This window comes from Acidovorax facilis (genome assembly GCF_023913775.1).
In the GTDB taxonomy this organism is placed as follows: Bacteria; Pseudomonadota; Gammaproteobacteria; order Burkholderiales; family Burkholderiaceae_C; genus Acidovorax; species Acidovorax facilis.
On record NZ_JAMXAX010000060.1, the window covers coordinates 20,421 to 34,244 of the forward strand.

The following is a 13,824-nucleotide window of genomic DNA, read 5'->3' on the forward strand; positions in this document are numbered from 1 at the left end:
CCAGGTGCCAATATCTCCAAAAAAACACAGTCAGAGCACCTGTCTTCTCACACCGGGTGCAGCCCCGGCCGGGGCCGCCCCGCCGCCTCTGCTTACTTGACGGAGGCAAGCGCCTTGTTCAGCGTGGCGCTCGGGCGCATCACGGCGTCCAGCTTGGCCACGTCGGGCAGGTAGTAGCCGCCGATGTCGGCAGGTGCGCCCTGCACGGCCGCCAGCTCGGCCACGATGGTCTGCTCGTTGTCGGTCAACTGCTTGGCCAGGGGCGCAAACTTGGCGGCCAGCTCGGCGTCTTCGGTCTGTGCGGCCAGTTCTTGCGCCCAGTACAGCGCCAGGTAGAACTGGCTGCCACGGTTGTCCAGCTGGCCGGTCTTGGGACTGGGGTTCTTGTTGTTGTCCAGCAGCTTGCCCGTGGCAGCGTCCAGCGTCTGGGCCAGCACCTTGGCCTTGCCGTTGCCGGTCTTCAGGCCCAGGTCTTCCAGCGACACGGCCAGCGCCAGGAACTCACCCAGCGAATCCCAGCGCAGGTGGTTTTCTTCCACCAGCTGCTGCACGTGCTTCGGAGCCGAGCCGCCCGCGCCCGTTTCGTACATGCCGCCACCGGCCATCAGCGGCACGATGGACAGCATCTTGGCCGAGGTGCCCAGTTCCATGATGGGGAACAGGTCGGTGAGGTAGTCGCGCAGGATGTTGCCGGTGGCGCTGATGGTGTCCAGGCCACGGATCACGCGCTCCAGCGTGTAGCGCATCGCACGCACCTGGCTCATGATCTGGATATCGAGGCCGACGGTGTTGTGCTCGTGCAGGTACATCTTCACCTTGGTGATGAGTTCCTTTTCGTGCGGGCGGTACGAGTCGAGCCAGAACACCACGGGCATGCCGGAGTTGCGGGCGCGGTTGACGGCCAGCTTCACCCAGTCGCGGATCGCGGCGTCCTTGACCTGGCACATGCGCCAGATGTCGCCAGCTTCCACGTTCTGGCTCAGCAGCACTTCGCCCGTGGCCAGGTCGGTGATGTTGGCCACGCCGTCTTCAGCGATCTCGAAGGTCTTGTCGTGGCTGCCGTATTCCTCGGCCTGCTGGGCCATCAGGCCCACGTTGGGCACGGTGCCCATGGTCTTGGGGTCGAACGCGCCGTGCCACTTGCAGAAGTTGATGATCTCCTGGTAGATGCGGGCGAAGGTCGATTCAGGCATCACGGCCTTCACATCCTTCAGGCGGCCGTTGGCGTCCCACATCTTGCCGCCGTTGCGGATCATCGCGGGCATGGAGGCGTCCACGATGATGTCGTTGGGCGAGTGGAAGTTGGTGATGCCCTTGGCCGAATCCACCATGGCCAGCTCGGGGCGGTGCTCGTGGCAGGCATGCAGGTCGCGCTTGATCTCGTCGCGCTGGCTTTGTGGCAGCGTCTCGATCTTGGTGTACAGATCGACCATGCCGTTGTTCACGTTCACGCCGAGTTCTTCAAAGGTCTTGGCGTGTTTCTCGAACGCATCCTTGTAGAAGATCTTCACGCAGTGGCCGAACACGATGGGGTGCGACACCTTCATCATCGTGGCCTTCACGTGCAGCGAGAACATCACGCCGGTCTTGCGCGCGTCTTCGATTTCCTTTTCGTAGAACTCCAGCAGCGCCTTCTTGCTCATGAACATGCTGTCGATCACTTCGCGGTCGAGCAGGCTGACCTTGGGCTTGAGGATGATGGCCTTGCCGCTCTTGGTGATCAGCTCCATCTTCACGTCACGGGCGCGGTCCAGCGTCATGGACTTTTCGCCGTGGTAGAAGTCGCCAGCGTGCATGTGCGAGACGTGCGAACGCGAGGCTTGGCTCCACTCGGCCATGCTGTGCGGGTTCTTGCGTGCGTATTCCTTCACGGCCTTGGGCGCGCGGCGGTCAGAGTTGCCTTCGCGCAGCACGGGGTTCACGGCCGAGCCGATGCACTTGCCGTAGCGGGCCTTGATCTCTTTTTCCTTGTCGTCCTTGGGCTGGTCCGGGTAGTCGGGCAGGGCGTAGCCCTTGGCCTGCAGCTCGGCGATGGCGGCCTTGAGCTGCGAGACGGACGCACTGATGTTGGGCAGCTTGATGATGTTGGCGTCGGGCTGCAGCGTTTTCTTGCCCAGCTCGGCCAGGGTGTTGGGAGCGCGCTGGTCTTCCTTCAAAAACTCGGGAAACTCGCCCAGCACGCGGGCGGCCACGGAGATGTCGCTCTCCGTCACATTGATGCCTGCGGGCGCCGCGAACGTGCGGACGATGGGCAGGAAGGAGGCCGTGGCCAGACGGGGTGCTTCGTCGGTCAGGGTGTAGATGATGGTCGGTTGCTGGGTCGTCATGGCTTGTCTCACGAAACAGAGTAGGTAGGTGCCCCCGGCTGCGTCGCAGCGGGGCCAAACGCGGATGCTCTCTGATTCTCCTTGCTCGGGGCTGTCACAGCCCGCTGTTTTTGCAATCGAATCTCACAATGCAAAATTATCATAAGCCCGGGGCACTTTTTTTCACCAAATAGGTGGTAATCACCCTGCGGCGCTCTGCAGTTTGACCGCGTTGGCGGCAGCGCGCCACCCCCTGTACACCCTATGAAAGGCCCCCTGGAACGGCCACCACGCGGCCAGGCAGGACGGCAAACTGCGTCCAGTGCCCCGGCAGGGTGTCGGGCGCCGTGCCGGTGAAAGCCCCGAAGGCGGGCAGGATCAACTGTCCATCGCCCCACCCAAAGCACGGCGCCCGCAGCGCATCCCGCGCCGGGCCGCGCAGCCGCAGCGCGGGGTGCAGGTGCCCGGCAATCACCGTGTGGCCCGCAACGGCCTGCGGGTGGTGGCAGGCCAGCACCGGCACATCGGCGCGAGGCAACCAGGGCTCGTTGACCAGCGCCAGAGCCAGCGTGGCCGGTGGGTCGCCCGCATGCAGGTCGTGGTTGCCGCGCACCAGGGTCATCGCCACACGGGCATGGCGCTGGCGCCAGGGCAGCAACTGCTGCCACAGCGAATCGGCCGCGCCGCTGCGTGCGTGCAGAAAGTCGCCCAGAAACACCAGGTGGTCGGCGCCGGTGGCAGCGAGCACCGCATCCAGCCGCGCCAGGTTGTCGGCCGTGGTGCCATGCGGCACCGGCTGGCCCGCGCGGCGGAAGGTGGCTGCCTTGCCGAAATGCACATCCGCCACCAGCACCATGCGGGCAGCGGGCCACCACAGGGCGCGCTGGGGCAGCAGCTGCAGCGCGGTGCCGCAGGGCAGGGTGATGGCGTGCGCACCGATGGTGGGCGTGGGGATAGCCAGCGAGGTCATGGAGCTCAGAATCCGTGGCGTCTGCGGGCGCGACGAGGGCTGTCCCCGGCCGGGTCGCGGCGCGTGCGCCGTGCCGAGGTCGCGGAGCCTTCAGGGAGGTCCCACGCCATGTCCGTGGATTGCACCGGGTGCTGCACAAGGTGGGTGCCCGTGGTGGCGTCGGCCGCCTGCTCCAGCGCCCGCACCATGCGCGCCAGCCGGTCGGCCAGGGTCTCGGTGCTCAGGCGCTCGCGAAAGCGCTCCACCATCAGCGGCAGGGCAAACGGGGTGGGGCGCGTGAGGGCATGGATGGACAGGGTCTGCGCCTGCATGCCGCGCAGCGTGCGGGCCAGTCGCTCCATGTCCAGCTCGTTCGCTAGCAGCTCGGCACGGGCCTGGGCCAGCAGCAGGTTGTCGGGGTCGTACTGCGCAAACACGTCGTAATAGAGCGACGACGAGGCCTGCAGCTGGCGGCTGCTGCGCTGCTCGCCGGGGTGGCTCTGGAAGATCAGGCCCGCAATGCGCGCGATCTCGCGAAAGCGCCTGCGCGCCATTTCGGTGGCGTTCAGGCTGGCCAGCACTTCATCTTCGAGCCCGCTACCGATGGTGGTGTGCGTGCCTTCGCCGATCAGGCGCGGCAGTAGCGCGGGCCAGTCCACGGGCTTGGCCGACAGCAGCTCCAGCCCGTAGTCATTGACCGCGATGGAGAAGGTGTTGGGCACCTGCTGCGACGCGCGCCAGCCCAGCAGCCCGGCCAGGCCCAGGTGCACCAGGCGGCCTGCCAGTGGGTACAGGTACAGGTGCCAGCCCTCGCGCGTGTGCAGGGTCTCGGCCACCAGGCGGCTGGGTGTGGGCAGGGCCGACCAGGCCTGCTGCAGCTCCAGCAGTGGCTGGGCGCAGCACATCTCGGGCGTGGTGAACTTGCCGCGCTCCGCCTGCGCCAGCTGTTCCAGCATCGCATCGGCCAGCGTGTTCGACAGCGGCATGCGTCCTCCGCTCCAGCGCGGTAGCGCAGCGCTGCCCTTGGGGGCGATGCGCACATAGGCCGTCATCTGCTGAGTGCGCACCAGCTCCAGCAGGCGGCCCGCGAACATGAACACATCGCCCTTGCGCAACCGGGCGATGAAGCTCTCTTCCACCGACCCCAGGCGCCCGCCGCTCACAAACTGCACCTGCATGCTGGCATCACTCACGATGGTGCCGATGTTGCTGCGGTGGCGGCGCGCCAGGCGGGCATCGGGCACGCGCCACACACCTTCGTCGTCGGGCACCACGCGGTGAAAGTCCGGGTAGGTGGCCAGCGATGCGCCGCCCTGGCGCACGAACTGCAGCGCCCACTGCCAGTCGTTGTCGGCCAATGCAGCATAGGCCGGTGCGCGGCGCACTTCGGCCAGCAGCGCATCGGGCACAAAGCCGCCGCCGAGCGCCACGGTGACCAGGTGCTGCACCAGCACGTCAAGCGGCGCACGCGGCGTGTGCCGGTCTTCAATGCGGCCCTGCGCCAGTGCGTGGCGCGCAGCGGCTGCCTCCACCAGCTCCAGGCTGTGCGTGGGCACCAGCGTGATGCTGGAGCTGCGCCCCGGCGCATGGCCCGAGCGGCCTGCACGCTGCACCAGCCGCGCCACGCCCTTGGCCGAACCGATTTGCAGCACCTGCTCCACCGGCAAAAAGTCCACGCCCAGGTCCAGGCTCGATGTGCAGACCACGGCCTTGAGCTGCCCGGCCTTCAGGCCTCGCTCCACCCAGTCGCGCACCTCATGCCCCAGCGACCCATGGTGCAGTGCGATGGTGCCGGCCCAGTCGGGCCGTGCCTCCAGCAGCGCCTGGTACCAGCGCTCCGCCTGAGACCGGGTGTTGGTGAACACCAAGGTGGACGCTGCCGCTTCGATCGACTGCACCACCTGCGGCAGCAGGCTCAGCCCCATGTGGCCCGCCCACGCAAAGCGGTCGGCACGCGCGGGCAGCATCACCTGCACCTCCAGCCGCTTGTCGATGCGGCCTTGCACCAGCACGGCGGGCGGTGGCTGTGGCGTGTCCGGCACGGGCTGCGGCAGCAAGGTGTGCAGGGCCTCCTCCAGGTTGCCCAGCGTGGCCGACATACCCCACACCTGCAGCGCCGGGTTCCAGCCCGACAGGCGCGCCAGCGCCAGTTGCACCTGCACGCCGCGCTTGTTGCCCACCAGCTCATGCCATTCGTCCACCACCACCAGGCGCACGCTGGCCAGGCGCTCATGTGCATCGGCGCGGGCCAGCAGCAGCGAGACGCTTTCGGGCGTCGTCACCAGCAGCGTGGGCAGGCGCCGGTCTTGCGCGGCGCGCTCGCCGCTGGCCGTGTCGCCCGTGCGCAGGCCGCTGGTCCAGTTGGGCGCGAGGTCGGGCAGCGGTGCCTGCAGGGCGCGCAGCGAATCAGCAGCGAGTGCGCGCATGGGCGTGATCCACAGCACGGAGAGGGGAGGTGCCGCAGCGCGGCGCGTGCGCAGCGCGGTGCGGGCGCTGGTGACTTTGGGGGCTTCTTCGGGCGGTGGTTCAGCATCGGCCTGCGCCAGATTCTGCAGCGCGCCCAGCCACACTGCATAGGTCTTGCCCGCGCCCGTGGTGGCATGCAGCAGGCCCGAGCGACCCTCGCCCATCGCGCGCCACACGTCTTGCTGGAAGCCAAACGGCTGCCACCCGCGCGCCGCCATCCAGGCGGCTGCGGCACTCGGTGCCACCGGGGGCAGGGGCTTGCGCGGGCGGCGCGTCGTGCTCATGCGGCCGCGTCCTGCCCAGGCAGCAGTGCCATCAGCGTTTGCAAGGTATCGGCCTCGGCCACGGGTTTGTCTTGCCGCCAGCGCAGCATGCGCGGAAAGCGCACTGCAATGCCGCTCTTGTGGCGTGGGCTCTTTGCGATGCCCTCGAAGCCCAGCTCAAACACCAGCGTCGCGTCCACACTGCGCACAGGCCCAAAGCTCTCGCGCGTGGTCTTGCGGATGATGGCGTCCACCTGCGCAATCTCGGCATCCGTCAGGCCCGAATAGGCCTTGGCAAAGGGCACCAGTTGCCGCTCCGGGTCGTCCTGCGGCCCGGTCCACACGGCAAAGGTGTAGTCGGTGTAGAGGCTTGCGCGGCGGCCGTGGCCACGCTGGGCGTAGATGAGCACCGCATCCACGCTCATGGGGTCGATCTTCCACTTCCACCACACGCCCACATCCTTGGTGCGGCCCACGCCATAGTGGGCGCTGCGGTGCTTGAGCATGAAGCCCTCGGTGCCCATGCTGCGCGCGGCCTCGCGCTGGCGTGCCAGGTCTTGCCAGTCGGCGCCATGCAGCAACTCGCTCAGGTGCAAGGTCTTGTGCGGTGCGGGTGCGATGGTGGCTTCATCAGGCTGTTGCAGCGTGGCCTCCAGCAGCGTGCGGCGGGCCTGTTGCGGCTCTTGGCGCAGGTCCTGCCCAGCGTGCTCCAGCAGGTCGTAGGTGACCAGCACCACGGGCAGTTCGCGCAGCAGCTTCGGGCCCTGGGTCTTGCGGCCCAGGCGCTTTTGCAGGTCGGCAAAGGGGCGGGGCTGGGGCTCATCGGGCAGCCACACCAGAATCTCGCCATCGGCCACCGTGCCATCGGGCAGCTGCTCCATCGCGGCCTCGGCCAGTTCGGGGAAGCGGTCGGTCACCAGCTCTTCGCCGCGCGACCAGATCCACACCGCACCGCCCCGGCGCACGATCTGCGCGCGGATGCCGTCCCACTTCCATTCCACCAGCCAGTCACCGGGAGTGCCCAGCAGTGCAGGCATCTCGGTCACGGGCTGGTTGAACGGGTGGGCCAAAAAGAACGGGTAGGGCTGGCCCGCATCGGCAGCATCCTGCGCGCTTGCCTCGTCGTCCACCGGCGCGATCAGCGCCTGGTAGTCGCTGGCCTGCGGCTGCCGGCTGATCTGCGTGTAGCCCATCAGCCGGTGGGCGATGCGCTTGGGGTCCAGCGCGCTCACCGTCGCCAGCGCCTGCGTGACCTGCAGGCGCGACACGCCCACGCGGAAGTTGCCGGTGATGAGCTTGAAGTACACAAAGCGCTGCTCGGGTGCCAGCATGTCCCATTGCGTGCGCAGACGGGTATCGGCCTCATCGGGCTGCAGGGCGCGCAGGGGCAGCAGCTGGGCCATCCATTCGGCCAGTGTCAGTTCGGTGGGCTGGGTGGGCAGCGGCAGCAGCAGCGCCAGCGTTTCGGCCAGGTCGCCCACGGCCTGGTAGCTTTCTTCGAACAGCCACTCGGGCAGTCCTGCAGCCTCTTGCGCCAGCGCCTTCAGGCGCTTGGTGGGCACCATCTGGCGGGGTTTGCCGCCTGCGAGAAAGTAGGTGGCCCAGGCCGCATCGGCAGGCGGCACCACGCGCAGGTAGGCCACCAGCGCCGCGAGCTTGGCCGACTGTGCGGTGGTGGCGTCGAGCGCCTGGAATAGCTGGGCAAAGGCCTTCATGCCTTCGCCTTGGGTGCGGGTTCGCTGCTTGGCTCGGGCGCAGCCCCTGCATCGTCCTCGTTGTCATCGACGCCGTATTCGGTGGCGAACACCTGGGCGTCCAGCCCCTGCTCGCGCAGCCAGCGCACCATCACGGCCGTGCTGCCGTGCGTCACGATGACGCGCTCCGCGCCCGTGGCGCCAATGGCTTTTTGCAAGCTGGGCCAGTCGGCGTGGTCGCTCATCACAAAGCCCCGGTCCACGCCCCGGCGTCGGCGTGCGCCGCGCACCAGCATCCAGCCGCTGGCAAACGCGTCGGAGTGTTCGCCAAACCGCTTGAGCCAGGGTGTGCCCGCTGCCGAGGGCGGCGCCAGCACCAGCGCGCGTTTCAGGTCGGCCTTGGTGAGGCCAGGGTCCGTCACGCGCAGCGTGGGCGGCAGGTCCACGCCCGCCGCGCGGTACACGGCGTTGAGCGGCTCCACCGCCCCATGCACCACGATGGGCCCGATGCTGGCGTCCACCCCATGCAGCAGCCGCTGCGCCTTGCCGAAGGCATAGGCGTACAGCACGCTGGCCTTGCCCGCCGCTGCGTTCGCCGCCCACCAGGCATTGATGTCGGCAAACAGCGTGGGCTGCGAGGGCCAGCGGTAGATCGGCAGGCCAAAGGTCGATTCGGTGATGAAGGTGTGGCAGCGCACGGGTTCGAACGGCGTGCAGGTGCCGTCGTCTTCGAGCTTGTAGTCGCCCGAGGCCACCCACACCTGGCCGCCGTGCTCGATGCGCACCTGCGCCGAACCCAGTACGTGCCCTGCGGGGTGCAGAGACAAGCGCACGCCGTGGTGGTCGATCACTTCGCCATACGCCAGGGTCTGCAGATCGATGTCCGTGCCCAGCCGGTTGCGCAGCGTGCCCTCGCTGTCCCGGTGCGCCAAATAGTGGGCCGAGCCCATGCGCGCGTGGTCCGAATGCGCATGTGTGATCACGGCCCGACTCACGGGCCGCCAGGGGTCTATGTAGAAATCGCCAGGCGGGCAGTACAGGCCCTCGGGGCGATGGACGATGAGGTCGCTGCTGGGCATGGTCAGAACATCGTAGGCGGCGAGCCAAAGCCGGGGAGCGGGCTGGGGATTGCGAACGGGAGTTGTGGCACTAGAATTCGAATAAAAGTTGCCGCCAGCGCTTATCCATAAAGCGATGATAGCTATCAATAAGTGAGTGGGCGAGTAAGCTGCTCGCTGCTTGTGTGCAGGCCGACTGCACATCGCATCACCCCATCATCGTGCGCGCACTGTCGCTGTCTGCAGGCCAATACCGCTTTTGTATGCACACCGAATTCGCCCGCCCGTCAGACGCCGCCGCTATTGCCGCTGTGCTTCGCGAGGCCGCACAGTGGCTGGCAGACCAGAAGAAGCCGCTGTGGGCCGTGTCCGATTTCAGCGATGAAAGCGTGCAGCGGGATGTGGATGGCGGGCTGTATGCAGTGGCCAAAGTGGACGACGCGGTGGTGGGTGTGGTGCGTTTTCAGCGTGAAGACCTGACCTTCTGGCCGGACGCCGAGCCGGGTAGCTCTGCATTCCTGCACAAGCTGGCCGTACGGCGCACGTGGGCGGGGCAGGGGGTCTCTGCGGCACTGCTGGCGTTTGGGCGTGAACACGCGCGCAGCCTGGGCCTTCGATATCTGCGACTGGACTGCGTGGCTGACCGGCAGCCGCTGCGCACGCTGTATGAAGGTTTTGGATTTACCCTGCGCGACAGTGTGTGGAAAGGCCGCAGGGAGTTTGCGCGGTACCAGATCGTGTTGTAGGCAGCGGCTGCCTACTATCCAACAAGGAGCAATGCATGCGCCGTGTTTGTGTGTTCTTCCGGTTCTTCCTGTCGTGTGGGGTGGTGGTCGCCATGGCCCCCTCGCTGGCGATCGCTCAGGTCCCTGGCAGTCCGGCCCCGCGCACCAACGCCTTCAACGACCCCTTTGTGCAGGTCACCAGCGCCATCCCGGCTTGCCCCGTGCCCGAAGGCCCGCTCTACACCGAGGCCGAGGTCCGCGAGCTGGCCCATGTGCGCTCGCAGCACGGCGGCAGCTGCCACCGTGTGGGGCGCTGCCGGTTGCCCAACTCCTACCTGTACGACGTCGAGATCATTCCGCGCGTGCAGCGCTACATCCAGCAGGATGGGCGTTTTGACGACACCAGTGTGTGGGTTCTGGGCGAGCGGCGGCTGGTCACGCTCAAGGGCTGTGTGCAGTCGCAGGCGCAGTCCGAAGCGCTGGAGAAAGCCGTGTGGCTGGTGGACGACGTGATGGGTGTCATCAACCTGCTGCAGGTGGGCACGGCGCGTGGTGCGGCGCGGTATCCATTGGTGGCGCCGTAGGTTCTGGCCTTGCTGCAACGCTGCGCTTATCGCAGCTGTGGCGATTGCGCAGTCGCTCAGGCGATGGTGATGCATCCCTGGAGCCACACAGAACTTTCGGGGCTTGGGCTGGCCCGCTTTCTGCTGTATATTGCCGGTTCTCCATTTCACGAAGGAAATCTCGTCATGCGATTCAAACGTTCCCTGCTGGCGGCCGCCACCCTGGCCCTGGCAACCGTTGCTCCCACCGCGTCGGCAAAACCGTTCAAGTGGGCAGGCTCCAGCGACATCCAGACCATGGACATCCATTCGCAAAACAGCGCCCTGGGCAATGGCATCCATGCGGCGGTGTATGAATCGCTGGTGATGTTCAACAGTCGCACGCTCAAGGTCGAGCCGCTGCTGGCCACCTCGTGGCAGCAGGTCAGCCCCACGCAGCTGCGCGTGAAGCTGCGCCAGGGGGTGAAGTTCAGCGACGGCTCGGCCATGACGGCCGATGACGTGGTCTATTCGCTGCAGCGTGCGATGAGCAAGACCTCCACGTACTCCATCTACACCCAGGGCATGGACCGCATCGCCAAGGTGGACGGCGAGACCATCGACATCTTCCTGAAGAACCCCAACCCGGTGATACTGAACCAGCTCACCGAGCTGCGCGTGATGAGCAAGGCCTGGGCCGAGAAGAACAACTCGGTCGAGCCCAAGGACATCAAGGCCAAGGACGAAACCTATTCGCACCGCAATGCCATGGGCACAGGGCCCTTCGTGCTCAAGGAATGGGTGCCCGACCAGAAGATCGTGTTTGCTTCCAACCCCCACTGGTGGAATGCAGGCAAGGCCGAAGGCAACGTCACTGAGATCACCTACACCCCCATCAAGTCCGAAGCCACGCGCATCGCCGCGCTGCTATCGGGCGAGGTGGACATGGTGCGCGACACCAGCATTCAGGATCTCGCCCGCATCAAGGCCAACCCCGCCCTCAAGGTCATGGAGATGGTGGAGAACCGCACCGTGTACCTCGCTATGGACCAGTTCCGCGAAGAGCTGGTGGGCAGCAACGTCAAGGGCAAGAACCCGCTCAAGGACCTGCGCGTGCGCAAGGCGCTCTACCAGGCCATTGACAGTGCCACCCTGCAGCGCGTGACCATGCGCGGCATGTCCAAGCCCACCGGGGCCATCGTGTCGCCGCTGGTCAATGGCTGGACGGAAGCGGTGGACAAGCGCCTGCCCTTTGACGCCAATGCCGCGAAGGCCTTGCTGGCCGAGGCAGGCTACAAAGACGGCTTCGAGGTGGACTTTGCCTGCAGCAACAACGCCATCGTGCAGGACGAAGAGCTGTGCCAGGCGATCACCTCCATGTGGTCGCGCATTGGCGTGAAGGCCAAGCTGCGCACGCTGCCAGCGGTCACCTATTACCCCATGGCACAGCGGCACGAGGCCAGCATTGCGCTGCTCAGCTGGGGCGTGCCCACCTTCGATGCGTTGTACACCCTGCAGTCACTCGTCCGCACCAAGACCACGGGCGGCGACGGCAACTACAACCTGGGCCGCTACACCAATGAACGCATGGACTACATCGTGGACCGTGTGAAGACCGAAACCGACCTGCCCGTGCGAAACCGCCTGCTCACCGAAGGCCTGCAGCTGCAGAACGACACCGTGGCACACATCCCCCTGCACAACCAGATGCTGGCCTGGGCGATGAAGAAAAACGTGGAGCTGGTACAGCGGCCGGACAACCAGATTGACTGGCGTTTGATCAAGGTGAACTGACGGGCAGAGGGGCGAAAGGCCGTCCGTTGACGGACGGCCTTTCGCGGCGCTCTTACGCTGGCAGATTCAGCCGAAGCACGCTGTTTTCACTGCCCACGTACAGGCTGTTGGCATCCGGGCCTGGGCTGATGAACTTCACCAGGTTCAGGCTGGCGGGCAGCGCACCCAGGCGCACGCCGACCGGTGTGGGCTGGTTTTGCCCTGCCAGCAATTCCAGGCCTTTGGCCACGGTAAAGCGGTAGACGCCGCATGCGCTGGACAGGAAGACCTCGCGAGGGCGGCTGGGCAGCACGCACAACTGCAGGTAGTGCAGAGAGAACGGATGGGTGACATTGGCTGCCGGCAGGGCAAAGGACTGGCGCGTAGCGCCTTCCAGTCGCACCAGCTCCGGCACGTAACGCACCAGCTTGCCTTCTGCGGTGGCCACGGTGCGGTTGCACAACACCCACGAGACAGGTGAGCTGCCGCCTTCGAACGCGAGATCCGTCACGTCCATGTACCACGGGCGCTGCTCCAGCGGTGGGTAGTTGGCGGCGGAATGAACCAGCCTCGGATCGCCAGCGACGACATGCACCTGCCCGGTGGCGCTGATCGTGCCGATGACTGAAACCCCTGAGCCGGAAGGGACCTCAATGGCGGAGAGCGGGACGACCCGCGTAGCAAACCACAGCAGGCCCGTGGTGTCGGTGCGCAGAACCTGTGGGCCGGAGGTCGGTAAGAGAGAGCGTGGAACGGGCGGATAGTGATGGAAATAGGTACTCTGGACCCAGGGTTCCCAGGAGTTGCTCGCGCCGCTCTTGGGCGAACGCAGAACCGTGTCGGTAGCGGGATTGTAGGTCAGAAAATAGCCGTATGCCTGCCAGGTGCCGGTAGGCTGGAGGGCGTTTGAGCAACAGCGAGGCCACTTGCCCGTTAGGGCTTACCGTGCGGATGGGCGCTGGCGTACCGGACATGGCAGCTTCGGCCGTGACCAGATACAAGAGCCCCGAGGCATCCGTACGCGCATCTACACCGCTTTCGAAGTCGAAACGGGCTGAATCGCCAGTGCCGTCGCTGTGCCCACGGTGGTCCTCCAGGCCCACCCACAGAACAGGTACGGATTTGAGGAACTTGACAAGGTCCAGGCGGTAGAGCGCATCACCGTATGCACTGTTCACGCTCGAAACACTGACGATCAGGTTGCCGTTGAGGGGGTGGGCTATGGCTGTTTTCACGCGCCCTGGCAATTGCCATTCCAGTTGGCGTGTTCCGTCCAGCGCGTAATGTGCCGCTGTGCCGGACGTAGCGTTCACCCCCCAGTACCTGTTGCTGTCATTCTTGACCGGAGCAACGGGCGTGACATTGGCTGGCCAGCTGTGGGGCAGGATGTTCCATGTGTATTCACCCGAGGGCGACCTGGCAAGTTCCGCCCATTCCACGACGTTGCTCGGTGATTCGGTCTTGAACCGCCGAACGGCCCCGGCGTGGGAGACGATCAAAAGGCTGTTTCGGGGCGTGGATAGTAGCGAGGTAACGGTTCCATCGGGGGCCAGGGTACGCAGGGTGTCCATCCCGTTCGGATCAAATACCGCCCCGTCAAGGAAGTACACCAGGCCATCACCCGCGAGTACGGGACTTCCGAAAGAAGCGATCTGGGCGGCCGAGCCCTTGCCGTCCTGCGGCACGGTGGCGCCGAATCCACCGGCCAGGGGCACTGGTGTTCCGTCTTGCAGGAACGAGACCACGTATCCGTTGTCACCAGAGCGGAACTGCGCAACGAGGTAGCGGTCCTGCGCGTCAAAGACCCCTGAGCTAGCCGCAAGTGCGAGGGGAAAGTACGACAGGGTGCCCTGCGCGGACACCCGCCCCACCATGTTTCTTGCGTCAGGTTCGTTGCCGGAATATCCAATGAACCAAAGTTCCCCCTGGCTATTGAAAGAATGCCCGGCTGCCGCTACTGGCAAGCGGGCATCGGTGGAGGTTCCTGCAATTGATCCCGCCCCACCCAACGCACCCGCTACAAGGCTGATTGAAGCAGGTCCTGGTGC

Annotated in this window: 10 protein-coding genes; 3 read left to right on the forward strand and 7 right to left on the reverse strand. The window is 66.0% G+C overall.

All coding sequences use genetic code 11. The features are described from left to right. Positions 1-92: 92 nt before the first annotated feature. The 5 genes from NFX52_RS16790 to NFX52_RS16810 all read right to left on the reverse strand — a co-directional run bounded on the left by NFX52_RS16790 (position 93) and on the right by NFX52_RS16810 (position 8,757). Positions 93-2,327, reverse strand: coding sequence for an NADP-dependent isocitrate dehydrogenase (locus NFX52_RS16790; RefSeq protein ID WP_055395789.1), 2,235 nt, complete (start codon positions 2,325-2,327; stop codon positions 93-95). A gap of 241 nt (positions 2,328-2,568) precedes the next feature. Next, a complete protein-coding gene (pdeM, locus tag NFX52_RS16795; protein ID WP_055395791.1) occupies positions 2,569-3,276 on the reverse strand; it encodes a ligase-associated DNA damage response endonuclease PdeM in 708 nt (235 codons plus the stop codon). Between the two features lie 5 nt (positions 3,277-3,281). Beyond that, a complete protein-coding gene (locus NFX52_RS16800) occupies positions 3,282-6,005 on the reverse strand; it encodes a ligase-associated DNA damage response DEXH box helicase (RefSeq protein WP_082437334.1) in 2,724 nt (907 codons plus the stop codon). Further along, positions 6,002-7,699 (reverse strand): ATP-dependent DNA ligase, encoded by a 1,698-nt coding sequence (locus NFX52_RS16805; RefSeq protein WP_055395792.1) that lies wholly within the window; start codon positions 7,697-7,699, stop codon positions 6,002-6,004. Before NFX52_RS16805 ends, NFX52_RS16800 begins: the two co-directional genes overlap by 4 nt. Next, positions 7,696-8,757 (reverse strand): ligase-associated DNA damage response exonuclease, encoded by a 1,062-nt coding sequence (locus NFX52_RS16810; RefSeq protein WP_055395794.1) that lies wholly within the window; start codon positions 8,755-8,757, stop codon positions 7,696-7,698. The genes NFX52_RS16805 and NFX52_RS16810 overlap by 4 nt, the downstream gene beginning before the upstream one ends. Before the next feature lie 242 nt (positions 8,758-8,999). On the opposite strand from NFX52_RS16810, the gene NFX52_RS16815 reads away from it, so the two are divergent. The 3 genes from NFX52_RS16815 (at position 9,000) to NFX52_RS16825 (ending at position 11,797) form a co-directional block, all read left to right on the forward strand. After that, positions 9,000-9,482, forward strand: coding sequence for a GNAT family N-acetyltransferase (locus NFX52_RS16815; protein ID WP_055395808.1), 483 nt, complete (start codon positions 9,000-9,002; stop codon positions 9,480-9,482). A 92-nt stretch (positions 9,483-9,574) separates the two neighbouring features. Next, positions 9,575-10,045 carry a BON domain-containing protein gene (locus NFX52_RS16820; RefSeq protein ID WP_055395810.1) on the forward strand — a complete coding sequence of 157 codons (471 nt, stop codon included), beginning with the start codon at positions 9,575-9,577 and terminating at the stop codon, positions 10,043-10,045. A 165-nt stretch (positions 10,046-10,210) separates the two neighbouring features. Then, positions 10,211-11,797: an ABC transporter substrate-binding protein gene (locus NFX52_RS16825; RefSeq protein ID WP_252635742.1), complete on the forward strand. Its 1,587-nt coding sequence runs from the start codon at positions 10,211-10,213 to the stop codon at positions 11,795-11,797. A gap of 52 nt (positions 11,798-11,849) precedes the next feature. Here the strand turns inward: NFX52_RS16825 and NFX52_RS16830 are convergent, their stop codons facing one another. Beyond that, positions 11,850-12,371 (reverse strand): hypothetical protein, encoded by a 522-nt coding sequence (locus tag NFX52_RS16830; protein ID WP_238385515.1) that lies wholly within the window; start codon positions 12,369-12,371, stop codon positions 11,850-11,852. Between the two features lie 55 nt (positions 12,372-12,426). Beyond that, positions 12,427-13,647, reverse strand: a complete 1,221-nt coding sequence (locus NFX52_RS16835) for a hypothetical protein (protein ID WP_238385516.1) — start codon at positions 13,645-13,647, stop codon at positions 12,427-12,429. Between the last annotated feature and the right edge of the window lie 177 nt (positions 13,648-13,824).